The sequence below is a fragment of the Candidatus Bathyarchaeota archaeon genome (genome assembly GCA_026014725.1).
Classification (GTDB): domain Archaea; phylum Thermoproteota; class Bathyarchaeia; order Bathyarchaeales; family Bathycorpusculaceae; genus Bathycorpusculum.
In genome coordinates this window covers 81,969-106,938 of the sequence record JAOZHV010000052.1, presented here as the reverse complement: position 1 = coordinate 106,938, position 24,970 = coordinate 81,969, and the positions used below count along the sequence as shown (strand labels likewise).

The 24,970-nt window shown below is 45.9% G+C and carries 25 protein-coding genes and 1 tRNA gene; 16 read left to right on the top strand and 10 right to left on the bottom strand.

The genetic code is table 11. The annotated features are described in order from the left end of the window. Positions 1 to 15: 15 nt before the first annotated feature. Positions 16 to 1,398: an RnfABCDGE type electron transport complex subunit D gene (locus tag NWE95_10965; protein ID MCW4004419.1), complete on the bottom strand. Its 1,383-nt coding sequence runs from the start codon at positions 1,396 to 1,398 to the stop codon at positions 16 to 18. A gap of 270 nt (positions 1,399 to 1,668) precedes the next feature. On the opposite strand from NWE95_10965, the gene NWE95_10960 reads away from it, so the two are divergent. The 10 genes from NWE95_10960 to ilvE all read left to right on the top strand — a co-directional run bounded on the left by NWE95_10960 (position 1,669) and on the right by ilvE (position 11,661). Further along, complete coding sequence (locus NWE95_10960) at positions 1,669 to 2,127, top strand: hypothetical protein (GenBank protein ID MCW4004418.1); 459 nt, start codon at positions 1,669 to 1,671, stop codon at positions 2,125 to 2,127. A gap of 137 nt (positions 2,128 to 2,264) precedes the next feature. After that, positions 2,265 to 3,368, top strand: coding sequence for a radical SAM protein (locus tag NWE95_10955; protein MCW4004417.1), 1,104 nt, complete (start codon positions 2,265 to 2,267; stop codon positions 3,366 to 3,368). Positions 3,369 to 3,639: 271 nt separating this feature from the next. Continuing rightward, complete coding sequence (locus NWE95_10950) at positions 3,640 to 4,725, top strand: inositol-3-phosphate synthase (GenBank protein ID MCW4004416.1); 1,086 nt, start codon at positions 3,640 to 3,642, stop codon at positions 4,723 to 4,725. 81 nt (positions 4,726 to 4,806) lie between these two features. After that, positions 4,807 to 5,226, top strand: a complete 420-nt coding sequence (gene gcvH, locus NWE95_10945; GenBank protein ID MCW4004415.1) for a glycine cleavage system protein GcvH — start codon at positions 4,807 to 4,809, stop codon at positions 5,224 to 5,226. Between the two features lie 19 nt (positions 5,227 to 5,245). After that, entirely contained in the window at positions 5,246 to 6,592 is a 1,347-nt protein-coding gene (locus NWE95_10940; protein ID MCW4004414.1) for an FAD-dependent oxidoreductase, read from the top strand. A gap of 127 nt (positions 6,593 to 6,719) precedes the next feature. Further along, on the top strand, positions 6,720 to 7,499 hold the full coding sequence (locus tag NWE95_10935; protein ID MCW4004413.1) for an alpha/beta hydrolase: 780 nt from the start codon (positions 6,720 to 6,722) through the stop codon (positions 7,497 to 7,499). 109 nt (positions 7,500 to 7,608) lie between these two features. Continuing rightward, the gene (locus tag NWE95_10930) at positions 7,609 to 8,535 is read left to right on the top strand and encodes a carbohydrate kinase family protein (protein ID MCW4004412.1); all 927 of its coding nucleotides are present in this window, start codon (positions 7,609 to 7,611) and stop codon (positions 8,533 to 8,535) included. 43 nt (positions 8,536 to 8,578) lie between these two features. Continuing rightward, positions 8,579 to 8,779: a hypothetical protein gene (locus tag NWE95_10925; GenBank protein ID MCW4004411.1), complete on the top strand. Its 201-nt coding sequence runs from the start codon at positions 8,579 to 8,581 to the stop codon at positions 8,777 to 8,779. A 12-nt stretch (positions 8,780 to 8,791) separates the two neighbouring features. Next, positions 8,792 to 10,693 (top strand): threonine--tRNA ligase, encoded by a 1,902-nt coding sequence (locus NWE95_10920; GenBank protein ID MCW4004410.1) that lies wholly within the window; start codon positions 8,792 to 8,794, stop codon positions 10,691 to 10,693. 83 nt (positions 10,694 to 10,776) lie between these two features. Beyond that, the gene (gene ilvE / locus NWE95_10915) at positions 10,777 to 11,661 is read left to right on the top strand and encodes a branched-chain-amino-acid transaminase (protein ID MCW4004409.1); all 885 of its coding nucleotides are present in this window, start codon (positions 10,777 to 10,779) and stop codon (positions 11,659 to 11,661) included. 6 nt (positions 11,662 to 11,667) lie between these two features. On the opposite strand, the gene NWE95_10910 is transcribed toward ilvE, so the two are convergent. Then, the gene (locus NWE95_10910; protein ID MCW4004408.1) at positions 11,668 to 13,053 is read right to left on the bottom strand and encodes an aminotransferase class I/II-fold pyridoxal phosphate-dependent enzyme; all 1,386 of its coding nucleotides are present in this window, start codon (positions 13,051 to 13,053) and stop codon (positions 11,668 to 11,670) included. A 17-nt stretch (positions 13,054 to 13,070) separates the two neighbouring features. Here NWE95_10910 and NWE95_10905 point away from each other — a divergent pair, with 17 nt between their 5' ends. Further along, positions 13,071 to 14,909 carry an aldehyde ferredoxin oxidoreductase family protein gene (locus tag NWE95_10905; protein MCW4004407.1) on the top strand — a complete coding sequence of 613 codons (1,839 nt, stop codon included), beginning with the start codon at positions 13,071 to 13,073 and terminating at the stop codon, positions 14,907 to 14,909. Positions 14,910 to 14,912: 3 nt separating this feature from the next. Here NWE95_10905 and proS read toward each other — a convergent pair whose 3' ends face one another. After that, positions 14,913 to 16,355, bottom strand: coding sequence for a proline--tRNA ligase (gene proS, locus NWE95_10900; protein MCW4004406.1), 1,443 nt, complete (start codon positions 16,353 to 16,355; stop codon positions 14,913 to 14,915). Positions 16,356 to 16,614: 259 nt separating this feature from the next. Next, positions 16,615 to 16,692: transfer RNA gene (locus NWE95_10895), tRNA-Val, on the bottom strand. A 184-nt stretch (positions 16,693 to 16,876) separates the two neighbouring features. Here NWE95_10895 and ilvD point away from each other — a divergent pair. The 5 genes from ilvD to NWE95_10870 all read left to right on the top strand — a co-directional run bounded on the left by ilvD (position 16,877) and on the right by NWE95_10870 (position 22,293). Next, on the top strand, positions 16,877 to 18,505 hold the full coding sequence (gene ilvD / locus NWE95_10890; GenBank protein ID MCW4004405.1) for a dihydroxy-acid dehydratase: 1,629 nt from the start codon (positions 16,877 to 16,879) through the stop codon (positions 18,503 to 18,505). A 150-nt stretch (positions 18,506 to 18,655) separates the two neighbouring features. After that, positions 18,656 to 19,237, top strand: a complete 582-nt coding sequence (locus NWE95_10885; GenBank protein MCW4004404.1) for a hypothetical protein — start codon at positions 18,656 to 18,658, stop codon at positions 19,235 to 19,237. A 151-nt stretch (positions 19,238 to 19,388) separates the two neighbouring features. Beyond that, positions 19,389 to 19,871, top strand: coding sequence for a hypothetical protein (locus NWE95_10880; protein ID MCW4004403.1), 483 nt, complete (start codon positions 19,389 to 19,391; stop codon positions 19,869 to 19,871). A 92-nt stretch (positions 19,872 to 19,963) separates the two neighbouring features. After that, complete coding sequence (gene gap / locus NWE95_10875) at positions 19,964 to 20,983, top strand: type I glyceraldehyde-3-phosphate dehydrogenase (protein MCW4004402.1); 1,020 nt, start codon at positions 19,964 to 19,966, stop codon at positions 20,981 to 20,983. A 77-nt stretch (positions 20,984 to 21,060) separates the two neighbouring features. Next, complete coding sequence (locus tag NWE95_10870; protein ID MCW4004401.1) at positions 21,061 to 22,293, top strand: phosphoglycerate kinase; 1,233 nt, start codon at positions 21,061 to 21,063, stop codon at positions 22,291 to 22,293. Between the two features lie 81 nt (positions 22,294 to 22,374). Here the strand turns inward: NWE95_10870 and NWE95_10865 are convergent, their stop codons facing one another. The 6 genes from NWE95_10865 to NWE95_10840 all read right to left on the bottom strand — a co-directional run bounded on the left by NWE95_10865 (position 22,375) and on the right by NWE95_10840 (position 24,954). Continuing rightward, positions 22,375 to 22,977: a hypothetical protein gene (locus tag NWE95_10865; protein ID MCW4004400.1), complete on the bottom strand. Its 603-nt coding sequence runs from the start codon at positions 22,975 to 22,977 to the stop codon at positions 22,375 to 22,377. 126 nt (positions 22,978 to 23,103) lie between these two features. Continuing rightward, positions 23,104 to 23,532: a hypothetical protein gene (locus tag NWE95_10860; protein ID MCW4004399.1), complete on the bottom strand. Its 429-nt coding sequence runs from the start codon at positions 23,530 to 23,532 to the stop codon at positions 23,104 to 23,106. A 46-nt stretch (positions 23,533 to 23,578) separates the two neighbouring features. Next, positions 23,579 to 23,836, bottom strand: a complete 258-nt coding sequence (locus NWE95_10855; protein ID MCW4004398.1) for a 30S ribosomal protein S27ae — start codon at positions 23,834 to 23,836, stop codon at positions 23,579 to 23,581. Beyond that, a complete protein-coding gene (gene rps24e / locus NWE95_10850) occupies positions 23,836 to 24,144 on the bottom strand; it encodes a 30S ribosomal protein S24e (GenBank protein ID MCW4004397.1) in 309 nt (102 codons plus the stop codon). The genes NWE95_10855 and rps24e overlap by 1 nt, the downstream gene beginning before the upstream one ends. 43 nt (positions 24,145 to 24,187) lie before the next feature. After that, a complete protein-coding gene (locus NWE95_10845) occupies positions 24,188 to 24,715 on the bottom strand; it encodes a DUF359 domain-containing protein (GenBank protein ID MCW4004396.1) in 528 nt (175 codons plus the stop codon). Between the two features lie 53 nt (positions 24,716 to 24,768). Next, a complete protein-coding gene (locus NWE95_10840) occupies positions 24,769 to 24,954 on the bottom strand; it encodes a DNA-directed RNA polymerase, subunit E'' (GenBank protein MCW4004395.1) in 186 nt (61 codons plus the stop codon). Positions 24,955 to 24,970: the final 16 nt, after the last annotated feature.

Sequence of the window (24,970 nt, the reverse complement as noted above, 5' to 3'; positions counted from 1 at the left end):
GGGAATTGAAGTTCTTTATTGCTGTCGTAGCATTGCTTTTGCTCTAAGTACACTACCTTTCAAATCGATTCTTGAGGGGCATACGAAACTGCAGTGTCCACAGCCATCGCAGTAGTCAGCGTTGAGTTTAATCATGGCATCGAAGTTTTGTTTGTCAAATGCTTGTTTGATCAGTATTGGGCTAAGATTGTGGCAACAAACTCTCATGCAGGCACCGCATCTTATGCAGTCGTAAACTTTGACTTTCTCAGCTGCAAATGCTTTGGCTTTGGGTAGTTTTGGCTCTTTCTTTTCAGTTGCTGGCTTTAGTTTGCCTACGCGGTCTAAGACAGGTGACGTGAGGTTCATTATGACTAGTGCTAAGATTGAACCGCCAAAGAAACCCACAGTTTGCAACAGAACTGTCAGCACTCCTAAGCCTACGCCGAATATTATCTGACCTAAATATGTTAACGGTGTTGATGCGGGGTCGGTTGCCATGAAGAACGCTAGGAATATTGAGCTTCCTACGAATAGGCTAAAGCCGAGCCTTAACAGTAAGTCGCCGCCTGGGAACACGAAGTTCAATATGACGGCTGTCACTGCTACTGAGGCAAAGTATGCTGCGGTAATTCTCCATTTTATGTACCGACGTAGAAGAGCGAACAGTACGATGCCAACGACTATTACAGCGATGCTTGAAGCGCCACCTGGCCAGCCGTGGAACTTTTGTAGGAACAGCAAGTTGAACACGTCAGATTGTGAAACAGCACTTGGAAGTTGTAACATTGGGTTAGCAAAGCAACTGTACACGTAAAAGCCAAATCCGGCAGCACCGTTTCCGCCTATTACATCATAGCCGACTGGACCTGCTAATGAAGGCACTTGTAATCCACCTGAGAGGAGGTGGTCAGCTGGGATAAGCACTGTAAAGATTCCAACGAAAGCAAGAACCAGAAGTTTTGCGGCTGCGGCTGGGTTGACGTATTTTCTTTTTAAGCCTTGGAGTTTTTTGAACAGTACCATACCGACGACAGTTATGAGCGCAACGTAGATGAATGATTGAGGACCAACCAATGGAAGCACTTCGCTTGCGCGCATCACTGGTTCTCCAACAGAATAAGACATTGCAACAATCAAGCCAAAAACTGCAGCAGACATAATGTTGAGGGGACTATCGACGGTGACTTTGTTTAGCAATACATCTATGCCTACTGCAATGCCTATTGCAATAAGGCAGTTGATTAATACTGTTAATCCAAAGTCCATACCTACCGTTGCACCAGTCATCATGTCTGAGGAGGATACGCCCCACCACATGACTATGGTTACAATTGCTATTGCGAGGAGGGCAAAGAAGGTGTAGGTCATTAGTTTATCTTTAGTCATCCACGAATAATCTTTTGGTTTTGAAGACATTCTCTATACAATCTCCTTGATTTCTAATTCCTTTTAGCGTTAATAGGTTTTATAAGACTTTCCTTGAGACATCATGTGTTTAATATGGAAGCAAAAAGTTTATGAAAATTAAAAATTAACAAGCATTTTTCTTTCTCAGGGGCAAACTTGTCCTCTTTTGCACCTTGTAATTAGTCTGCTGTAAACAAATTGTTACCAGTGGCAAAACTGCTTTTAAGTAAAGCTAATACGTGTAAATCGCAAATTGTCTCTTGCTTGCGAGGCTTAAACGTGACTAATGCTGACATAGAACTTGAGGGATTAACCGAAGATGTTTACTTGTATGTTGTAAGAAAAGGCAAACCCGTTGGACCCAGAGATGTCATGAAAGGCGTGAACCTTAGTAGCCCCAGCGTTGCATACAGACACCTCCAAAAACTTGAAGACATAGGCTATCTGCAGAAGAACGCATATGGTGAATACACCATTAAAACTAAAGCGTCTATTGCAGGTTACGTCTGGATAGGAAGCCGTTTAATTCCCCAGATATGGCGTTATTCTCTGGTTTTTCTAGGAGTCTTCATCATAGAAGCCATAGTTTTCTTTCTTCATTATCCAGTTGAAAATTACGAGTTCAAAGTCTTCTTTGTCCTGTTAATGCTCATAACAGGCTTAGCGCTGATTGTTTTCACCATTGAAGGGCTTATCCAAAACAGGCGAAAATACCGAAAAATAGAGCAACAAAATTAACACATTAATAAGCAATCTTCCAAGCGTAGAAACGCTAGATATGGAAGCATCTGCGCCTTTTCCTAAAAAGCTAAAAAACCGTTTCTTTTCAGTAAGTTTTATATCGACTAGGCAAATCTAATTCACTGTTGATTTGAATGAACCCTACAACTACACCATTATTTATGGTGGTTTGGCGGTGCACGCGGAACTGCGTCGGCACCTGTACATATTGTAGTTACGTAAAAGATTATGCAGCTGACCAAGAGTTGAGCACGGCAGAAGCCAAACATATGGTTGACGAAATGGCAAAGTTCGGCTCGCAATGGTTTGGAATCAGCGGTGGAGAACCTTTGGTTCGCCCTGATATTTGGGAAATTATCGAGTATGCGGAGAAACAGCATAACCTTAACGTCAGTTTAATCACCAGCGGCTACGCGTGGGATGAAGAACGCTTCAATAAACTGACAAAATACAACGTTAAAACAGCCATCAGCATCGACGGCGAACGCGACACAAACGACCGCATAAGGCGCAAAGGCGGCTATGATAAAGCTCTTCATGCCATGAAGAAACTCAGTAGCGTCGGCTTGCTGGACTGCTTAGTCACAACCATGACAAAATACAACATCCACCAGATGGCGCACACAGCAGCGCTGGCGGAAGAATACAAAGCCCGCTCAGTCGTCTACCACAACCTTGTTCCCGTCGGCAGAGCAGGCGAAAATATGGAAGACCTCGCGCCAACCCCTCAGCAGTATGAGGATGCATTCAACGAAATCTATGAAATACAGCGTAAACTCTACGGCAAAGTCAAAGTCAACGTTTACTCACCCTTCTATGCACGTATCGTTAAACAGAAAAACTCTGTGGACTTCTGGGACTGGTTCAACGAAGGCTACCTCGGCAGATGCACCATCGGCGGCAACTACATCGGCATCACAGAGAACGGTGACTACCGAAGCTGCGGCTTCCACGAAGGCTACCGCGTCGGCAACGTTAAGAACACTTCCCTGCGTCAAGCTTGGGATGACCTGCAGAAAAGCGAGTTCCACCTTAAACTTCGCGACAAAAGTAACCTCAAGGGCAGATGTGGCGTCTGTGAGTACCGAGAAATCTGCGGCGGATGCAGAACACGCGCTGAATTCTACACGGGCGACCTGTTTGAATCAGACCCAGCATGCAACTACATTCCCAAGGTGCTCAGGGAAGACCCCAAGTACCTTGAGCGAATACGAGAAGAATTAAAGAAAAAACAATAATCCACTTTTGCCTTTATTTCTCGTTTAATCGCAAAAATCAAGTTAAAACATGTATTTTATTCTTTATGGGGGGACAAGGTAGTTGCAGAGCAAGAAACCTTTCCCTGGATGGTTTCATGTCGACTCGTAATCACTCCAATAAGAGAAGCTCTGCAGATGTCCATCTCAACGCCATCAACTTTAACAGAAACATTAGCAATTCTCTAGGAAAAAGTTATAGCGCACCCTAACGTAAGCCTAAACTAAATCAACGAATCGGATGATTACCATCATGCCTGAAATTCGAGTAGCAATAGTTGGCGTTGGCAACAGCGCATCAGCCCTAATACAAGGAACACAATACTACAAAAACGCAAAACCAGACACCACAGTCCCAGGGCTCATGCACGTCAACTTTGGCGGCTATCACATAAGCGATATAAAATTTGTCGCGGCTTTTGAAGTTAACAAAGACAAAATCGGAAAAGACCTCTCAGAAGCCATCTGGATAAAACCCAACTGTTGCGAAAAATTCGCAGATGTCCCCAACTTAGGTGTCAAAGTATCGCCTGGAATCATTCTCGACGGCGTAGCACCCCACATGCGGCAAACATTCAACGTTTACGACGACAGCAAAACCACCAAAGAAAGCATTGTCAACATTCTAAAGGAAACAAGAACTCACGTTCTCGTCAACTACCTCCCAGTTGGTAGCCACGACGCAGTCCGATTTTACGCTCAATGCGCAATTGATGCAGGATGCGCTTTCGTGAACTGTATGCCCGAATTTATCGGCAGCGACAAATCGGGCGAGTGGCCAAAAAGATTCGAAAACGCAGGCTTACCCGTCCTTGGCGACGACATCAAAAGCCAAGTCGGCGCAACCATCCTGCACCGTACGCTTGTACGTTTATGCCTAGACAGAGGCGTAATCGTTGACGAAACTTACCAGCTTAACCTCGGCGGCGACACCGACTTTCAAAATATGACCGTGGAGAACCGCTTAAAATCCAAACGCATCAGCAAAACCGAAGCAGTCACCAGCCTTGTCCCATACGAGCTTCCCACACGCATTGGTCCCTCAGACTTCGTCGGCTTTCTAGACAACAAGAAAATCTGTTATATCTCGCTTAAAGGCAGAAAATTCGGCGACCGCCCCATCAACATCAGCGTTAAACTAGAAGTCGAAGATTCACCAAACAGCGCAGGAGTCGTAATTGATCTCATCCGCGCAGCAAAAATCGCTTTGGACCGCAAAATCGCAGGCGCCTTGCTTAGTATGCCTGCTTACGCGTTTAAGCACCCGCCAATTCAAATCCCCGACAACCAAGCTCGCCAATGGACAGAAGAGTGGATAGCAGGCAAACGCGAACGATAAATTAAACTTTAGTTCCGTTAAAGCTTTTTATAGGGTTACCTACTTTTTGGTAACTCAACAATACTTAGAAGGTTCAAACGCATGGTAAAAGTTGAAGCATACGAAGTGCCAGAAGGCCTCTATTTCTCGAAAGATTTTGAATGGGTAAAAATCGAAGGAGACAAAGTCCGTATCGGTATAACTGACTACGCACAAAAGTCACTGCGTGAGATTGTTTACGCTGAACTTCCAAGCGCAGGAAGCGAAGTTAAACAAAACGAGCCGTATGGAACCCTAGAATCCGTAAAAGCTGTTTCAGACCTTGTTGCGCCAGTCAGCGGAACCATCGAAGAAGTCAACGATGAAGTTCAATCTAAACCAGAAACACTAAACGAAGACCCCTACGAAAAAGGCTGGTTACTGGTCGTTAAACCCTCAAACCTGCAAGCAGAACTCGCCAACCTAATGGACTTCATCAAAGCAGTTGAATGGCACAAAGCTCAAGCTGCTGGGCAATGCTAAAGTTGAAGGCGACAAATGCATGGCTAGACGCATAATCGTCATCGGAGCTAACGCTGCAGGTGTTGAAGCAGCCTCAGCCGCACGCAAGAAAGACCGCACCGCAGAAATTACCCTTGTAACCCAAGAGAAAACTGCTGGTTACTCACGTTGTGGTTTACCGTTCGTTATCGGCGGGCACATTGCGTCATTTAGGGATTTAATTGTTTATCCACCCGCATATTTCCAGATGCTCAAGCTTAACTTGCGCACTGAAACCAAAGCCACGGCAATCAACACCAAAGAAAAAACCGTCACCGTCCAGACCAAAGAAGGCGCCGCTGAAACCTTGCCATACGATAGCCTCGTAATTGCAACTGGTGCAGACGCATTCATGCCGCCGATTAAAGGCAGAGAAAAACAAGGCATCTTAAGTCTCAGAAGCATTGAAGATGGCGAAAAAATCGATGAAGCCGTTAAAGCAGGCGCCAAATCAGCTGTCATCATGGGCGCTGGCTTAATTGGCTTAGAAGTTGGCGTAGGCTTAATTGAGCACGGCTTAACAGTTACTATTGTTGAAATGTTGCCGCAGATTTTGCCCCAGTTGCTTGACGCTGACATGGCAAAGCTTGTTCAAGAGCACCTTCAAGAGAAGGGCATGAAGATTCTTACGAGTAAAAGCGTGGAAGAATTCTTAGGCGACGAAAAAGTTACGGCTGTGATGGCTGGCGGCGAAAAAATTGAAGCTGACATGTTTATCAGTGCTTTTGGTGTGCGGGCTAACACGAAACTTGCTGTTGAGGCAGGCATAACGCTTGGTGAATCACGCGCTATCAAGACTAATGGCAGAATGGAAACTGATGTCAAAGACGTTTATGCTGTTGGCGATTGCGCTGAAGCACCAAACATCATAACTCACAAACCCATGTGTGCACAACTCGGCACAATCGCTGTTCGGCAAGGCAAGGTTGCAGGTGTCAACGCTGCAGGAGACTACTCGCAGTTTGGCGGCGTCCTAGCTTCGGCAGTTACGCGTCTCTTTGAGATTGAGGCAGGTAACACGGGTTTAACTGAAACTGCTGCCGCACGCAACCGCATCGAAGTTGTCACAGGAGCAATAACCAGCAAGACCAAAGCGGACTATTTCCCAGGCGCCAAACCAATAAAAGTCAAGCTTGTCGTCGAGAAAGAATCCCAGCGCATCGTGGGGGGGCAAGTTATAGGCGGAGAAGAAGTTACTCAACGCATAAACTGCCTCAGTTTCGCCATCCAAAAAGGTATGACAGTACGTGAACTTGCAAAAGCGGACACTGCCTATGCGCCACCGCTCTGCGAAACATGGGAGCCAATGGTGCTTGCGGCTGAAATGGTTTTAATGAAGCTGCGGTAAGCTGTCTTTTGTTGCTCTGCAGCTACTCCTATCCCCCTATATAAAGACAAAATTTTTTTATATTCAAAATCAGACCGCTCGTTAAAGCTTATTTGCTTAATTGCCGATGCTTTCTTTGGGTTTAACCTTGGTTGAGAGAGGGGTTTTCAAGAATGGGGTTCCCTACATTCGCTTCGGCAAAGGCGAGAAGCTTCTTTTGGTTTTTAGCGGTGGACCAGGCAACTACCTCTCAGGCTTAATGTCAAAGCAGTTCAGTTTCCTAAGCAAGAAATATACCATTTACATGATGTCTCGCAAGAGTGATTTGCCTGAAGGTTACTCTACTGCGGACATGGCTGAGGATTTTGCAGTAGTCATCAGAGACGAGTTTAACGGTGGACCAGTTGACGTTATCGGCGAATCATACGGAGGGTTGATTGCTTTGCAGTTAGCAGCTGACCATCCAGAGCTTGTCCGTCGTTTAGTAATAGCTATGTCAGCTTACCGCTTCAGCAAAGAAGGTGCCGAATTGGACATGCATTTTGCCGAGTTGGCTAGTCAAGGCAGGACAAGAGAGGCATTTCGCAGTTTAGCCCCTATGATGGTTGGTGGGAGACTAAAGGTAAGGTTTCTAAAGTTTTTTACAAGCCTTTTTGGCTCAAGCACGCTCCAAAAGCCCAAATGTCCTGCTGACCTGTTGGTTGAAGGCAAGGCTGAAATTGCGCATGACTGCAAAAATAAGCTTTCCCAAATTGTTGCGTCTACTCTTGTGGTTGCTGGTGACCGCGATTATTTTTGTCCTGTTGAGCTACTCCGTGAAACCGCGGCTGGAATACCGAACTCTAAGCTAATCATCTACGAAGGCAAAGGTCACATGGTGTCAAGTAAAAAGTTTAACGAAGACGTTCTTGTTTTCTTAAGCGGTTAATTTTAACTAGAAAAGCATGCTTTTTAGCCATCGCTTAATTGTTATTTTAATTGTTGCTTGGGCTAATCCTATATACTAGGTGCTTTAATCTTCCTAAGAGTGAGTTAACATGGGTGCTATCATTTCTGATTTGGCAGTGGTTGGTCACTTCTCAATTGACACAATTCTGTTGCCGACCAGAACAGCGCCCTTTGTTGTGGTAGGCGGGGCAGTCACCTACACTTCTCTTATCGCAAGACGCTTAGGCTCAACTGTAAAAGTTTATTCCAGAGTAGGGGAAGACTTTCCTGAAGCGTACCTTTGGTGGCTCAAGAAAGAAGGCGTTAACGTTTCAAATGTTCATAAAGTTGTAGGTGAAAAAACTACACGTTTTGAACTTTGTTATAACAAAGACTTGTCAAGTCGCATCTTGACGCTAAAATGCAAGGGCTCACCGCTCACCGTGGACGATTTGCCTTCAGGCGCCGCCGCTAAGGCTATTCACATTGCACCCATAGCAAACGAAATCTCAAGCGAGGCTGTTGAACACTTAAAGAAATGTGCTGATGTTATCTCTCTTGACCCTCAAGGTATAGTGCGGAGTTTTGATGAAAACGGCGCCGTAACTAACACGGCAAAAATTGACAACCATATTCTTAGCCTTGTGAACATTTACAAGTCAACAGCAGACGAAATCTACGCTTTAACTGGAACATCTGAACTCAAACCAGCCATAAAGGCAGTTCACGACTTTGGCGTAGAAACCGTCATCGTAACAAGAGGCGTAAGGGGCGCATTGCTCTCGGTTGATGGCGCATTTTATGACATTCCAGCTTGCTCATCAAACGTAATCGTTGACCCTACAGGCGCAGGAGACGTTTTCATAGGAGCATTCCTCAGCGAATACCTAAAACAAAAAGAATCCCTATGGTGCGCGGCAGTAGGGTGTGCAGCCGCTTCGCAGGTTCTTGAGGGAATTGGACCTACTTTCTTTGGTAAAAAAGAAGAAATTTATCAAAGAGCACAGTCTTTGTATGAAAAGGAACTTAAGCAATAGAATTATATGTACGTAGTAAACTGACCTTTGGAGCGTGGATTGTTTGGGACGCATCGATAAAGGTGTAAATTGCAGCGTGTGCGGCAAGGAAGCCATACGTTCAATATCGGCTGAAAAAGTAAAAGCCGCCGGATTAAATGTCGGTAGCGACAAGCGTGCGTACCTTTGTAGGGAACACTACAAAGAATATAAAAAGAAAACAAAAAAAGACAAAACATTAGATAAGTGGCGTTATGGTCACTAAGAGTGAGTTACCATGCGAATACTACAATTACACAGTAACTTTATAGTTTTCACACCAATCGAAAAAGAAATCGCTTCCGCAGAGGAAGCTGAGAAAAAAGAAAACCGCCTAGAAGAAATCGTCGTATTATTCACCGCCATAGAAGAAGGCGACAACACCGCCATGGCGAAAAAAGCCATCGATGACGTTAGGGCGTTTCTGGGTAAACTTAAGGTTAACCGCATACTCATTTACCCGTTCGCTCACCTAAGCAGCAACCTCTCAAAGCCCTCAGAAGCACTAAAAACAATCAAGGACATGGAAGCCTACGCAAAAGAGAAAGGCATCGAAACTTTCCGCGCGCCATTCGGTTGGAACAAACAATTCACAATCTCAATCAAGGGGCATCCCCTAGCTGAACAAGCCAGAAGCTACGCGCCAGCCCCCGTCGAGGCAGAAGCAAAAACCCCAAGTGAAGGCGCCAAAAAAGAGGAAGAACCAGTTTCTGCGGCGCTCAAAGCCGAAGACACGATGAAGTCTTACTGGCATATCTTGCAAACCGATGGCTCACTGGTACCGATTGAGGAATTCAAGTTTAAGGGTCACACGAACTTACAAAAGTTCTCCCAGTATGAAATCAAGAAGACCCGCGCCGTGACGGTGATGCCGCCTCATGTGCCTTTGATGAAGCGGCTTGAAATCGCCGATTACGAGCCGGGCAGTGACCCAGGCAACATTCGCTGGTACCCTAAAGGGCGCATGATTAAGTCGCTTCTTGAGCAATACGTTAGCGCTCGTGTTGCAGAGTACGGCGGCATGGAAGTTGAAACGCCCCTCATGTACGATTTTAACCATCCAAGCCTGTCCAGTTACCTCAACCGTTTTCCTGCACGCCAATACGTGCTTAAGTCCGAAGACAAGGAACTTTTCTTGCGTTTTGCAGCGTGCTTTGGGCAATTTTTGATGGCTCACGATGCTCAGTTCAGCTACAAACAGATGCCCATCAAACTCTACGAGTTAACACGTTACAGTTTCAGGCGAGAAAAGAGCGGTGAAGTCGTGGGCTTAAAACGGTTACGCGCGTTTACGATGCCTGATTGCCATGCGCTTTGCACTGACCTTGAACAAGCCAAAAAAGAGTTCATGGTGCGCTTTAACCTCTGCATAGACGTGTTAAGCAACATCGGCTTAGAAAAGAGCGATTACGAGATTGCCATGCGCTTCACCAAAGACTTCTACGCTGAACACAAAGACTTCATAACCGAACTTGCACAAGCTTTCGGGAAGCCTATTTTGGCTGAGGTTTGGAACGAGCGGTTCTTCTATTTCGCGCTCAAATGGGACCTAAACTTTGTTGACAACCAAGACAAAGCCGCAGCGCTCAGCACTGACCAAATCGATGTGGAAAACGCTAAACGCTACGAAATAACCTACGTGGACGAAAAAGGCGAAAAACAGTACCCGCTGATATTGCATTGCAGTCCGAGCGGTGCCATTGAACGGGACATTTACGCGTTGCTTGAGAAGGCTTACCGTGAACAGATGGCGGGCAAAGCGCCGATGCTTCCGCTGTGGCTCTCGCCGACGCAGGTTAGGCTTATTCCGCTTTCTGACAAGTTCCTCGACAAAGTTGAGGCTCTTGCCCAGCAAATCAGTTCGCACTGCATCCGAGTTGACATTGATGATTCTGCGGCGACTTTGCAGAAGAAAATCCGTGAAGCTGAGCAGGAGTGGGTGCCCTACATCATTGTTGTGGGCGAGCGGGAGATTGAGTCGAGCATGCTGTCGGTTCGTGACCGTGAACTCAAGGGTAAACAGGAAAACATGACCGTTGACCAACTAATCACCAAAGTTTCAGGGAAAATTGCTGGTAAACCTTTCAAGCCTCTGCCGTTGCCGATGTACCTGTCTAAACGTCCACAATTCCACGGCTGATAAATGAAATATAGGGTTCGTTGACGTAAACTATATGAGATAATCGAACAATATGAAAACGCACTACGTGAAGTGATTTACAAATGAGCAGTGAATTGCAAGTCTACATTGACGGAGAATACTATCCGAAATCAAAGGCTAAAATCTCCGTCTATGACCACGGCTTCCTCTACGGCGACGGCGTCTTCGAAGGCATCCGCGAGTACAACGGTGTTGTGTTCAAGCTAAAAGAGCACATTGACCGCCTGTACCGTTCAGCCCACGCTTTAACAATGCAGATGCCGATGACAAAAGAGGAAATGATAAAAGCCGTCGTTGAAACCCTCAGAAAAAACAACTTAAAAGACAGTTACATACGCTTGGTCGTAACTCGCGGTGTCGGCGATTTAGGGTTAGACCCGCGCAAGTGCCCCGAGCCCTCAGTAATAATCATAACTGACCAAATTTCCATCAGGTCTGGAAACGCTAAAGAAACTGGTGTCACCGCCATGTTTTCATGGGTACGCAGAAACCCAGTTGACGCAACGTCGCATGAGATAAAATCGCTCAACTACCTAAACAGCGTCATGGCAAAAATCGAAGCCAACGCATGCGGCGTTGACGAAGCCATCTGCCTAGAACATAACGGTTGCATCGCTGAAGGCGTTGGAGAAAACATCTTCATCGTCAAAAGCGGTGAACTACTGACGCCGCCGACTTCGACAGGAGCGCTTGCAGGAATCACCGCTGACATCATCAGAGAACTCGCCGCTAAACTTGGCATAAAGCTGACAGTGACCAATCTAACGCCGTTTATGATTTTCACTGCTGACGAAGCCTTCTTTACTGGAACAGCCATGGAAGTTGTTCCCATACGAGAAGTCAACAAACGCCAAATCGGCACAGGCAAACCTGGACCAATCACAAAGAAGTTGATGGCTGAGTTTCAGAAAGTAATCGAAGACCCAGCAAACGGCGTAAAAGTCTAAAATTTTTTAGCCGTAGCCCACTTGTCCGTGGACGACTTTCTTTTCTTTCTTTTTCATGAACCGCTCTAATGCGTTGAACGCTTCGTCTAGTTCTTTTATCGGCGGCAGAAACACCACTCGAACGTGGTCTTTGCCGTAGACTGGGTCGAAGCCTGAACCGTTAACGATGAGAACGCCTGTTTCTTTGAGCAATTCCACCACAAACTCCATGTCAGATTTCCATCTTTTGCCGATTGCATGAATCTTCGGGAATATGTAGAATGCGCCTTCAGGTTTGGTCGTAGTGATGCCTTCGATTTCGTTTAGCCGCTTCCAAGCGAAATCCCGACGCTCTCTTAGGCGGTCAACAATGCCCTTCACAAAATCCTGTGGACCGTTGAGTGCTGCTGCTCCAGCTATCTGCACAGGCGTGTTTGCACACAGGCGGATTCTGCATTGCTTCTCAACGCCTAACCGCAGGTCATCGAGTTGTTTGCCTTCGCCTTTAAAGTACATGTAGCCGAGACGCCAGCCAGTCATCTGGTAAACTTTTGAGAACCCATTTAGTCCCACCACTGGCACGTCTTTGGAGAGATACGCGGTGCTGACGAATTCTTTCTCGTAAGTTAACTGGTCGTAAATCTCGTCGGAAAGCACGGGCAGGTTATGTTCGCCTGCTATGTCAAGCATTTCCTTTATCATCTTGGCGCTGTAAACGCTGCCAGTAGGATTGTTTGGGTTAGTGATTACTATAGCGCGCGTTTTAGGTGAGATTTTGCTTCGCAAATCGTCGATGTTAGGTTGCCAGCCTTCTTCTTCGATGGTTTCGTAGGCGACGGGGGTGCCGTCAAAGAACCGAGTGTACGAAATATACGGCGGATAGGTTGGGCCTGGAAAGAGAATCTCATCGCCTCTCTCGACGAGCGCTGCCAGAATCATTTGGATGCCCTCTGAGATGCCTTCGGTGATTATCACGTTGTCTGCGGTGATGTCTACGTTGTTTACTCTCTTCTCTTTTCTGACGATTGCCTCTCTGAGTTCAAGCCTGCCCTCGCTGGGTGAATAGTAATTGTTGTCTTCTTCGATTGCTTTGCAGAGCGCGTCTTTAACGTACTGTGGTGTTTGAAAATCAAACGCTGCGGGGTCACCGATGTTTAAGTAGTAGATTTTTTTGCCGTTCTTAACTAAATGCTCAGTGTGCGCTATGACGTCCCGTATGGCATATTCGATGTTGCTTGCTCGGCTGGTTACCTTTACGTGCGCCAAAGTAGTGTTACCTATAGCCACAACACTTGTATAGTCCAAAAAATAAATCTTCCTAACAGTAAACGGTGCAGCAAGGGCTATTATACTTTTTCTTGAGCGCACAAATGCCTTTCTCAGCACGTTTTTATTGCCGTTTTCCTTTTTCATACAATCGGTTTTAAAAGATGAAACTGTTAGGCTGGACTGGTACATTTTTAAACATAGACCTTGCAACAGGCAGAGCCGAAGCTGAGCAATACGATGAAAGTTTAGCGTTAAATTTTCTGGGCGGCAGAGGCTTTGCAGCTAAAATCCTATGGGACAGGCTCAAAGAAGGAACCGACCCTCTATCGCCCGAAAACCTGCTGATTTTCGCCGCTGGACCCCTCACTGCTATTGGTTTGCCTAACAGTGGCAAACTGGTTGTAGCTTCTAAAAGCCCGCTAACAGGCGGTTACGGCGACGGCAATCTTGGAACGTTAGCGGCGGTTTACATGCGCAAAGCTGGCTACGATGCCCTCATAATCAAGGGCAAAGCACCAAAACCAGTTATCCTTCACATAAAAAATGACGCTGTTGAGTTTTTGGATGCCAAAGATCTCTGGGGCAAAAGCTCCTTTGAAACTGAAGAACGCTTAAGAGAACGTTTCCCACGTACATCTGGCATATTATCCATTGGGCAAGCAGGTGAAAACCTTGTGAAATTCGCCACGGTTGTCTCCCAAGAGGGACGTGCTGGCGGGCGTCCAGGCATGGGCGCTGTTATGGGTTCTAAGAATCTTAAAGCCATTGTGATTGAGGGCACAAAGCCGATTCCTCTTGCAATGCCTGAGGAAATGCGTAAGCTTGCAGCGGACGGTTACAAGGAAGTCTTAGCGAAACCGCTCTATGGCTTCTGGAAACGACAAGGCACCATGTCAACGGTTGAATGGTCGCAGGAAAACAGTGTGCTTCCCACATTTAATTTTAGGCGGGGCATTTTTGATGAGGCTGAGGGCATTGGCGGGTTTACTATGGAAAAAATGAAAGTAGCCAACCGTGGTTGCCCCCAATGCAACATGACCTGCGGCAACGTCGTCAAAGACAGCGAAGGCAAAGACGCAGAGCTTGATTATGAGAACGTGGTAATGCTGGGCTCAAATATCGGTCTTGGCAATCTATCGCAGGTTTCCACCTTGAACCGCTTGGCGGATGAGTTTGGGTTTGATAGTATTTCTCTTGGCAACGTGCTTGGTTTTGCCATGGAAGCCAGCGAAAAAGGACTAATAGCCGACAAAATCAGCTGGGGCGATTTTGACGCAATCAAAACATTGATTTTTGATATTGCTTACAGGCGTGGTGTCGGCGCTGTTTTGGCTGAGGGCGTTCGCTCCGCCGCGACCGCTATTGGTGGGGAGTCAAGTGATTGGGCAATGCACGTTAAAGGCTTAGAAATCAGCGCTTACGACTGCCACGCTGCGCCTGGGATGGCTTTGGCTTATGGCACAAGTAGTATTGGTGCTCACCACAAAGATGCTTGGCTGATTACTTGGGAAATTAAAGCAGGCAGAGAAAACTACGACTCAGCAAAAGCTGATTTTCTAGTTCAGACTCAACTTATTCGCGGTGGATTTTTCGAAGCGGTTGGAGTTTGCCGTTTCCCCTACAACTCGCTGGGGTTGGCGCTGGAGTGGTACCATAAATACCTAAAGGCAGCAACAGGAGTAGACTTTTCTTTGCAACGCATAAACGAAATCAGCGACCGCATACTCAACTTGATTCGCGCTTTCTGGATCAGAGAGTACGGACAGAAGTGGAATCGGGATTTGGATGTTCCGCCTATGCGGTGGTTTAAAGAGCCCCTCGTTGCAGGTCGATTGGAAGGCTCAGTGCTCAATTTAGAAAAATACCACAGCATGCTTAGCGCTTATTATGCTAAGCGGAGCTGGGACGACAGCGGAATTCCGAAAAAATCAACTTTGCAAAAATTGGGTTTGCAAGCTGAGGCTCAGCAACTAGCCATCCATGTGAAACTGGAAGAGTAGCTTTTAGTATGACCTTGCGAAATATGCTGTATCCTTGGCTTTTTGTCCGCAGATAATGCAGTTTGTCTTTGGCTCTTCCTTCTGGAACGGTATGACCCTGATGGTTGCGCCTGTTTCATCCTTGATTTTTGCTTCGCATTCAGGGTTGCCGCACCATGCTGCCTTTAGGAAGCCGCCTTTCTCCTCAATCACTTTCTTAAATTCATCGTAACTTTGCACAAGGGTAGTTTTGTCTTGTAAGATTGCTTTGGCTTTAGCTAGCATATTGTCTTGTATTTCCTGCAGAAGCTTGTCCACCGTAGCTGGGATGTCAGCTTCTTTTACAGGGGTCTTTTGACCAGTATCGCGTCTGACCATTACGACTTGTCCTTGTTTGAGGTCTCTTGGACCAATTTCTATGCGGATGGGGACGCCTTTGAGTTCCCACTGGTTAAACTTCCAGCCCGGCGTGTATTCTTGTCGGTCGTCAAGGATTACGCTTAAGCATTTGGCTTTGAGGGTGTCTGCGATTTCTTTGGCTTTGGCGGCGATTGCTTCGGGCTCTGCTCCCTTAAACGGTATAGGAACGATGACAACATGCACTGGCGCAACTTTGGGAGGCATAATCAAGCCTTTGTCGTCACCGTGTACCATTATCATGGCACCGATGAGTCTTGTTGTGATGCCCCAACTGGTTTGCCAAACGTAGTGGTCTTGTTTGTCTTCACCGATGTATTTTATGTCAAACACTTTAGCGAAATGCTGCCCCAAGTTGTGGCTGGTTCCCATCTGCAACGCCTTCCCGTCAGGCATGATGGCTTCCAGCGCGGTTGTGTAGAGTGCTCCTGCAAACTTTTCGCTATCACTCTTCACGCCAATTAGGACGGGGATGGCAAGGTAATTTTCCATTAAGTCTTTGTACTCGTTTAGCGCGTACATGACCTCAGCTTCAGCTTCTTCACTGCTGGCGTGTGCGGTGTGCCCTTCCTGCCAGAGAAACTCTCGTGTGCGCAAGAACAGCTTGGTGGCTTTGGTTTCCCACCGCACAATGTTGCACCACTGGTTAATTTTGATGGGCAAATCGCGCCAACTGCGTATCCACTTGCTAAACGTATCATACATTATAGTCTCGCTTGTCGGCCTAATCGCAAGCTTCTCCTCAAGCGGCGTGTCTCCGCCCTGCGTTATCCAAGCGACCTCGGGAGTGAAGCCTTCGAAGTGTTCGGCTTCTTTTTTGAGGAACGCTTCAGGGATGAACAACGGAAAATACACGTTGCGGTGTCCTGTGGCTCTAATTTTGCAGTTGAGGATTTCTTGAATTTTCTCCCAAACCGCATAAGCGTCCTCGCGGATAATCATGCAACCTTTAACGGGCGCGTAATCAGCAAGTCCAGCTTTCAAAACTACTTCAACGTACCATTCGTTGAAGTCTTGGTTTTTCTTGACGGTTACACCAGTATCGGACATAGTTTTTTCTCTCTTCTTTTGTTTTGTATGCTGACAGTGTATAAAACCATAACGGGCACAAAGGACAAAACAGCAATAAAACAGGGACACAACAGCCATATTAACAACCATATTTGCCCAATACTGCTTGTGCACCTCCACAACCAAACAGCAACCCAAACCAGACGCAGACACAAAAAAGCAACGCCTAGACAAGTCCACTGGTAGATGATGAGTAAGGGAGCCACTTTCTTCTACTACTAGAAAAAAACCGAAACAATGGTGGGCCGAGCCGGACTTGAACCGGCGACCTTTGGCTCGTAAAGCCAATGTCCTAACCAAGCTAGACGACCGGCCCTCTGCATACACCCAGTTTTTTGGGGTTGATTAGTGAATTTGCATTGGTTAATATTAGAATTTTGTTTCTGATAACCCATTTGCCATTTGCAGGTACGCACGTACATATTTGCCGCACAAAACTTAACAGCAACCCCAACTAATACAATCAACAAGCAAACTAACACACAGAAGGCACAAACAAAATGAGAAGCAACGAAATTAAACTTGGAACCGAACGGGCACCACACAGAGCCCTCCTAAAAAGCCTAGGACTAACAGACCAAGATATTTCTAAACCATTCATCGGCATAGCAAACAGCTACACAAACATCGTCCCCGGACACACACACCTCCGCGCATTGGGCGAAGCCGTAAAAGCAGGCATCACAGCGGCAGGCGCAACACCCTTCGAATTCAACACTATAGCTGTATGTGACGGCATCGCTATGGGGCACCAAGGCATGCGCTATTCTTTGCCAAGTCGCGAACTAATCGCCGACAGCGTCGAAATCATGGCACAAGCACACCGCCTCGACGGCATCGTCCTTCTCTCAAGTTGCGACAAAATCGTTCCCGGCATGCTCATGGCAGCCGCACGCCTCGACATTCCAGCCGTATTCGTCACGGGAGGACCAATGGCATCAGGCATTCTGGAAGGCAGAAAAGTCGGGGTTAACAACGTTTTTGAGGCTGTCGGAAAAGTATTCGCAGGAAAAATGACCGCCGAAGAATCAGCGATTCTTGAAGATGTGGCTTGCCCAGGATGCGGCAGCTGCAACGGCATGTTCACCGCTAACACCATGGCATGCGTTACCGAAGCACTCGGCATGTCACTGCCTTATTGTGCAACCGCACTAGCAAACGGAGCCCAAAAACAAAGAATCGCCAAAGAGTCAGGAGAAAAAATCGTAGAACTCGTCCAAAAAGACATTAAACCTTCGCAGATTATGACTCAAAACGCCTTTGACAACGCTGCCGCAGTTGACATGGCACTAGGAGGCTCCACAAACACCGTCCTGCACCTTTCAGCCATCGCTGCAGAAGCAGGCGCAAAACTGAGCCTAACAAACTACGACGACATCGGCAAAAAAGTCCCACACCTCTGCAGCATGATTCCAAGCGGCGTCTACGACATGGAAGACCTACACACTGCAGGAGGACTGCCAGCGCTCATCAAAGAACTAAAACCGTTCATACACTATGACGCACTAACAGTAACAGGTAAAACAGTCGGCGAAAACGTCAAGGACGCCAAAGTCATTAACACCGAAGTTATTCGTCCGCTAGACAATCCCGTGCACAAGGAAGGCGGCATAGCCATTTTACGAGGCAACTTGGCACCGCAAGGCGCAGTTGTCAAGATGGCAGCTGTTTCGCCTAAAATGATGAAGCATCAGGGTCCCGCTAAAGTGTATGATTCTGAGCATGAAGCTGAGGAAGCCATGAAGCGGCGTGATGTGAAAGCTGGTGACGTTGTGGTTATTCGTTATGAGGGTCCAAGAGGTGGACCTGGTATGCCTGAGATGCTTATTCCGACTGCGACGATTGCTGGTATGGGTCTTAGCGAGAGTGTGGCTTTGATTACGGATGGCAGGTTTTCGGGTGCGACTCGTGGACCTTGCATTGGACATGTTGCTCCTGAAGCGTTTGTTGGTGGTCCAATTGCCGCCCTCAAAAATGGCGACTTGATAACTATTGATATTCCCAATCGCGTTTTGAGAGTTGAGTTGTCTGAGCAGGAACTGAAAAAGCGGTTGGCGGCTTGGAAGCCTAGAAACCCAAAGATTGCGAAAGGTTATCTTTCAAGGTATGTGCCAACGCAAGTGGAATAAGCGGTAACATGATTGATTGCCTTTTTTTGGCGGTCATCTCGCCACCAATTTACTTTTTGTTTTTTTGGTTGCGTTATTTTATTGAGGAAAAGTTTGTTTTGTGGAAGAATCCTTAAATCTGTGTTTGGATAAGTCTTTTTTAGATATAACATGAAAAGAGTTAGTGTGTTTCTTGTCATAGTGATTGTTTCCCTTGCGGCGTTGGTGACGTTAACTGCGGTTGGTTTTGTGGTTTTTGCCTCTAATTCGGTAACGCAAGGTTCTAGTGACTGGATGCATCGCATGTGGGGTAGCAGTGGAATGATGGGGCAGAACGGTAATGTGGCGAATTCGACTGATTCGATGTTGCCTTATTTTGGTGTTACCTTTGCGGTGCTGATTGCTGTGACAGTGATTGGGCTGGTTGGTTTGGGGTATTATCTTTTGTATCCTCAAATCAAGGTTGGTGTTGTTTCGCCTGCGGTGGTTTCTGATAAGTTGGGTTCGGGTGTGTCTGCGTTTGAGTCTGTTTCTAAAACCCTGACTGTTGATGAGCGGAAAGTTGTCGATGTCTTGAATGCTCATGATGGGAAGTATTTGCAAAAGTATATTCGAAGTGAAACGGGTTTGAGTCGGCTTAAAACTCACCGAATCATCGCGCGCTTAGCAGAAAGAGGCGTGGTTTCCCTAGAAAAAGTCGGCAACACGAACCAAGTTTATCTTGCTAATTGGCTTCAATCGAAAGAACAATGAACTGGTTCACGCGTGTTTTTTTTCTATAGCCCCCTATTATATAGGCGCTAGGTTGGCGAAGGCTTAGGCGGCAAATATGCGATGCCCAAAAAGCAGATTTGGAATTTGTTTTTATATAGCAGAAGCTAGTAGGTTGAGGCAGGTGTTAGCATTGGCTCCTAAGAGCAAAAAGTCAGTTTGTCTCTTCCTGATTTCCTTTGCATTGATGCTGTCTTGTTTTTCTGTTGCGCATGCTACTCCTTCGTTGAGTTTGAGTTTCTACAAGGACAACGGTTACGGCATGGGCAACGACATCAACGGTCTTTGGACTATCAACACGAATGTTTCCGAGGATGTTGTTTACCTTGAATTTTACCTCGATGATGCTCTGCAATTAAATGATACGTCTGCACCGTTTAGTTGGCAGTTTGATACCAACAACTACGAGCTTGGTTTGCGTATGATTAAGGTTGTGGCGTTTAATTCTATGGGTGAAACTGCAACAGCAGAAAGAGAAGCAAACTTTGTGGGTTTCCCATTAGCCTTTGTCGTAGGTATTATCGCTGTTATAGTCGTGGTGATGATTGTTTCCCTTGTTGTGTTGCTGTATAGGGTTAGAAAGCAAGACCAGCGCAAAAATACTCAAGCAAATTAACGCTTAAATATACTTATATGCTCGCTATTTTTGTCGGAAAAACTATTAAGTCAGTATCCCTTGTACAGACACACCAAAAATGGTGATATTTAATGGCGATAAAAGTTGGAATTAACGGATTCGGAAGAATCGGAAGACTTCTCTACCGCGCAGCCCTCGAACGCAACGCAAACATCGACTTTGTGGCCATCAACGACCTCGCCGACGCAAAAACAAACGCGCACCTACTGAAATACGATTCAGTCCACGGGCGCTTCCCAGGAACCGTCGAAGTCCAAGGCAACGACCTAATTGTCAATGGAAAAACTCTTAAAGTTCTCAGCACAAAAGACCCAGCGACACTTCCATGGAAAGAGCTAGGAGTCTATCTAGCTGTAGAATCTACAGGTCTCTTCACTAACCGTGAAGGAGCAAGCAAACACTTCCAAGCAGGAGCCAAAAAAGTACTCATCAGCGCACCAGCAGAAAATCCTGATGCAACCTTTGTTTTAGGCGTCAACGACAAAAACTATGACCCTGAGAAACACAACATTCTCTCAAATGCCAGTTGCACAACCAACTGCCTAGCTCCAGTCAGCAAAGTCCTCGCCGACAACTTCGGTCTAGAAAAAGCCTTAATGACAACCTGCCACAGCTACACCAACGACCAACGCATCCAAGACCTCGTCCACAAAGACGCCCGCAGAGCACGTGCAGCAGCCCTAAACATCATCCCAACCAGCACAGGCGCAGCAAAAGCCATCGGGCTGGTTCTGCCAAGCTGCACAGGTAAAATGAACGGTTACTCCCTGCGTGTTCCCACAGCTGACGTTTCAATCGTTGACTTAACCGCAGTTTTAGGCAAGGAAGTCACTAAAGATGAAATCAACGCTGCCATGAAGAAAGCCGCTGAAGGCGAACTCAAAGGCATCCTGCAATATACTGAGGACCCAATCGTTTCAAGCGACGTATTACACAGCACATATTCAGCCGTTTTCGATGCACAGTTGACCATGGTTTTAGGTGAGAAGAGCAACTTCGTTAAAGTCTTCGCATGGTACGATAACGAGTGGGGCTTTAGCAACCGCATGGTTGAATTCATCGAAATGATTGGCAAGAAAGCGAAGCTTTAAGCAAACGTGCAAGTAAGCTTAAATTCTTCCTATCTTTTTCTTTTTATGCTATAAAATTAATTGAAGGATGAGAGAAAATGGCGAAGTATAAGACTTTAGACGATTTTGACGTAAAAAATAAAGTGGTTCTAGTACGAGTGGACTTTAACTCCGAAATTGATCCAGCAACAAAAAAAGTAACAAGTGACGTGCGCATTCGAGCCCATGCTGAATCAACGCTGAAAGAACTTGCGGAAAAAGGCGCAAAAACCGTGGTCTTGGCGCATCAGGGCAGAAAAGGGGACCCTGACTACACGCCGCTAAAAGAGCACGCTGCAATATTGCAGAAGATTCTCAAGTGCCCAGTGAAGTACGTTGATGATGTTTTCGGTGATAAAGCCAAAGCCGCCATCAAAGCCCTAAAAGGCGGGGAAATCCTTGTTTTGGAAAACGTGCGCAGTTGGGATAAGGAAACTAAGAGCGGAACACCTGAAGACCATTCAAAGACGGAGCTGGTGCAGAATCTTGCGCCTCTAGCTGACTTGTTCGTTAACGATGCTTTCGCCGCAGCACACCGTGGACACGTTTCAATGGTTGGTTTCACCGCGGTTTTGCCGTCTGCCGCTGGACGCATCATGGAACGCGAACTAAAATCACTCAGCAAAGCGTTGGAGAAGCCTGAGAAGCCATCTGTTTACGTTATGGGTGGAGCTAAAGCTGACGATTCGCTAGAAATTAGCAAATATGTTCTTGGGAATGGCATCGCAGATTACGTGGTCGTTGGCGGCGTTACATCGCAGTTGTTCTTAGCGGCAAAAGGCGTAGATTTAGGCAAGAAAAACTTGGACTTCTTGGCGAAAAAAGAGCTAACAGGTTTGATTCCAGGCATCAAAGCATTGATGGAGCAGTACGGTGACAAGGTTGTTGTTCCAGTGGATGTCGCCCTTGACATGAACGGCAAACGCAAAGAAATCCCTGTCAGCAAGTTGCCCACTGAGTATTCAATATTTGACATCGGCGCAAAAACTGTTGACCAGTATGCGAAGTTGATTGCCAGTGCAAAATCCATTGTTGTCAGCGGACCAATGGGCGTTTACGAAAACAAGGAATTCAACTACGGCACTAAAAAAGTGTTCGAAGCCATCGCCAACTCCAAAGGGTTCAGTCTTGCAGGCGGCGGAAACACCATCGCAGCAATTCAAGAATACGGCTTATCCAAAAAAATTGGATACATTAGCACTGCTGGCGGAGCACTGATTGAGTTTTTGATGGGTAAAAAGCTTCCAGGCGTAGTTGCTCTGGAAACCGCAACCAAAACCAAAAAAATCTAACCCACTCTTTTCTTTTGTTGCGTTGCTGTGCCCCCTCCCTATAAAGGGCTGAACTTTGGTTTTAGCGCTGACTGTCTTAGGTTAAGAATTGTTTATGCCATAAATAGGAGGTTTAAGGGATTTCTTTAAGCGCCATTTAGAGTAGAATAGTAACCCTATGGCAATAACAGCTACTGGCACTGAAGTAGCAATAACTATCGTTGTTGAAAAAAGCTCTGCTTCTGTTGTTGGTTCCATAGAAGGCGATGGCGTGGGTGGGTCTGCGTTTACCATAAAGAATATTGTTTTTGAGATATTGTTAAAATTCTGGAGATAATCCCCCCTTGTAGCGTTAGGGTCGTCATAAAACGCGAACGCGTCAATCACTATTTCTGCTCTGTGACTGCCTCTCGTTAGTCCATTTAAATTTATTGAGAAAGTATCAGATGGAAACCCCGAACGCTGTGGATCAACAAACCATTGAATCCGCTCTCCATCCAAATATACGCCAACAGAATAAGAACCTATAACAGGTAATCCCATCCAATAGCGATCCCACGATTCTGGCTTAGTAACAGTAAAATTTAGATCTACATCGGTAACTGTATAGACTTCCCCACTTTTTGGTGACTTTATATCGAGAACAGGGAATTCTTGGCTGGGTTCAGTTGGATAAGGGACCGGGTTTGCAGTTACCAGATTCAAGCTAAACAAACTTGCTAAAAGTAGAAGCAATATACAGGCTACTTTTACTCTTTTCCTCATCAGCATCGATTAATTACTATACTTCAACATCGCTATATTTTTTTGCTATCCTATTAAATAGCTTCTCTAAGCGCTGTAGTCTCGTCCTGCTGGTTTTTGGCTTGGCGGTTTTCCTGCTTCAGGAATTTGCGGTAACGGAATTGGCGGCGGAATATTCAGCGTTCTCGATATAAGCACTGACTCGATGAAGACAACGTTAGATATTGATTGGATAATTATTTGTGCTGGCGGCTTCTTTTGCTCATAATCGCTAAGAACTTTATCAACCTCTGCTTTTTCACCGTTTACAAGAGCGTTGCCCTTCAAGCTTATCTGGGCAATGGAGGGGTTATAAGCGATTGATAAAACAAAAGGAACTTCCAAGGATTCATCAGGCTTCTTTTCCATACCTACAACATTGATGTTAGTGTTTATCTGAATAGGCGGAACAGGCTTTCGAATATCCCAAAAACGTTCGGCAGAAATGCTGTTAATTATCACGTTTACTCTAAGCATTACGAATCATCAGAACGTAATCGTACTAAGGGAGATTTAAAAGTGTTTATTTTTGCTTGTAGCGTGTAAAGCCGCAGTGACCACAAGTGTACCTGTTATGGTGGTCTGCCATAAAGTATCCAGGCCCGCAACGCTCACATGTTGGGCGTGTTCTGGTGACTTTGTCGCCTTCTGCTTTGTACATTGCGTGGACTCCTTTTTCGTCTTTATGTTTCTTCGGATGCTTTCCTTTTTCAGCTTTTGCAACTGGTGCTGGTGTTGCTGGAGCCGCTACCGCTACTGGTTCTGCTGGTTTTTTGGACATTATGCATTCTCCTCTTTAGGTTTTTCAGGTGGAGTATTGCGTTTTTGAATGTATATCGGTTCTATTGCCTTTGCTTGCTCAACGGTTTGATATACATTAGCAATCCCCTTTGTGATGTTAGTTCCTGTTTTAGTGTTCATCTTTTTGACGAAAATGACATCCTCGCCAATTTTAAGTTCAACAGCTAGAGCTTTCTTTACTTCTAGCCTTTCGGGAGTTTTCTCTTTTGCACCCTGAATGATAGTGAAGCCTACTTCTCTCCGTTTTAGAAGTGGGTTGTCCTTGGTTGAATCTATTTTGACTTGCATTAATGTTCACTTGAGGCGTAACTTCATACAGTATTCTTCTTATTTAGCTTTTCGAAGCTTTCATAACATTTAGAAACTCGCTCACTTGAGCTTTCTTCTCTAAAGTCCCTTTAACAAGCACAATGCCCGAATAAGGCTGACCGTAAAGCACAAATGCGTTTTCTGGAGCATGCAAAACCGCAATAAGAACCAGCAAATCTTCCTCTCCATCAACAACTATGTGTGTGTGCTCGTTTTTGTCTAAGGCTTTCTTGATGGCATCGATTGCTTCCTGCGTTATTGTTCCTTGCGGATTACTTACATAAACGGTTTTTTCCACAGGCGCTTCTTGCTGGGCTGTTTGTTTTCTAAGATACTTGTTATCAATGATGGTAAGTTGCGGGTGAACGTTGCTTTCATGTAAATTGTGTGAGACTACATCGCCAACTGAAATCAATCTTGAGGGCTTTTCCCTCTCAATCAGCTCTTTTACTGCGCTTATTGTTTCGGCGGGTTCACCTTTAATTAGAACGCCAAATGGTTCTTTGAATTTCGTGCGAAGTTCAGGAGTAACCCGATATTCTACAGTCATCTTGTTCAACCAATAAAAGAAGAGCACGGTACGTTAAGAAGTTAACCGTGCAATTAACGAACTTTCAGTGCGTAACGGCCTTTCTCTTTTATGTTCATTGCTTTTGCGATAGCTGAGTGCTCAGGGTCAAACATGACTACTAAGCCGCTGTAGTCTTCGCTAAAGCTTGTTGATTTGCACTTAGGACAGATGTTCTCTTTTGTTATGAAATGACAGTTACTGCATGCTTTTTCACTCATTGTTTTTTACCCCTCT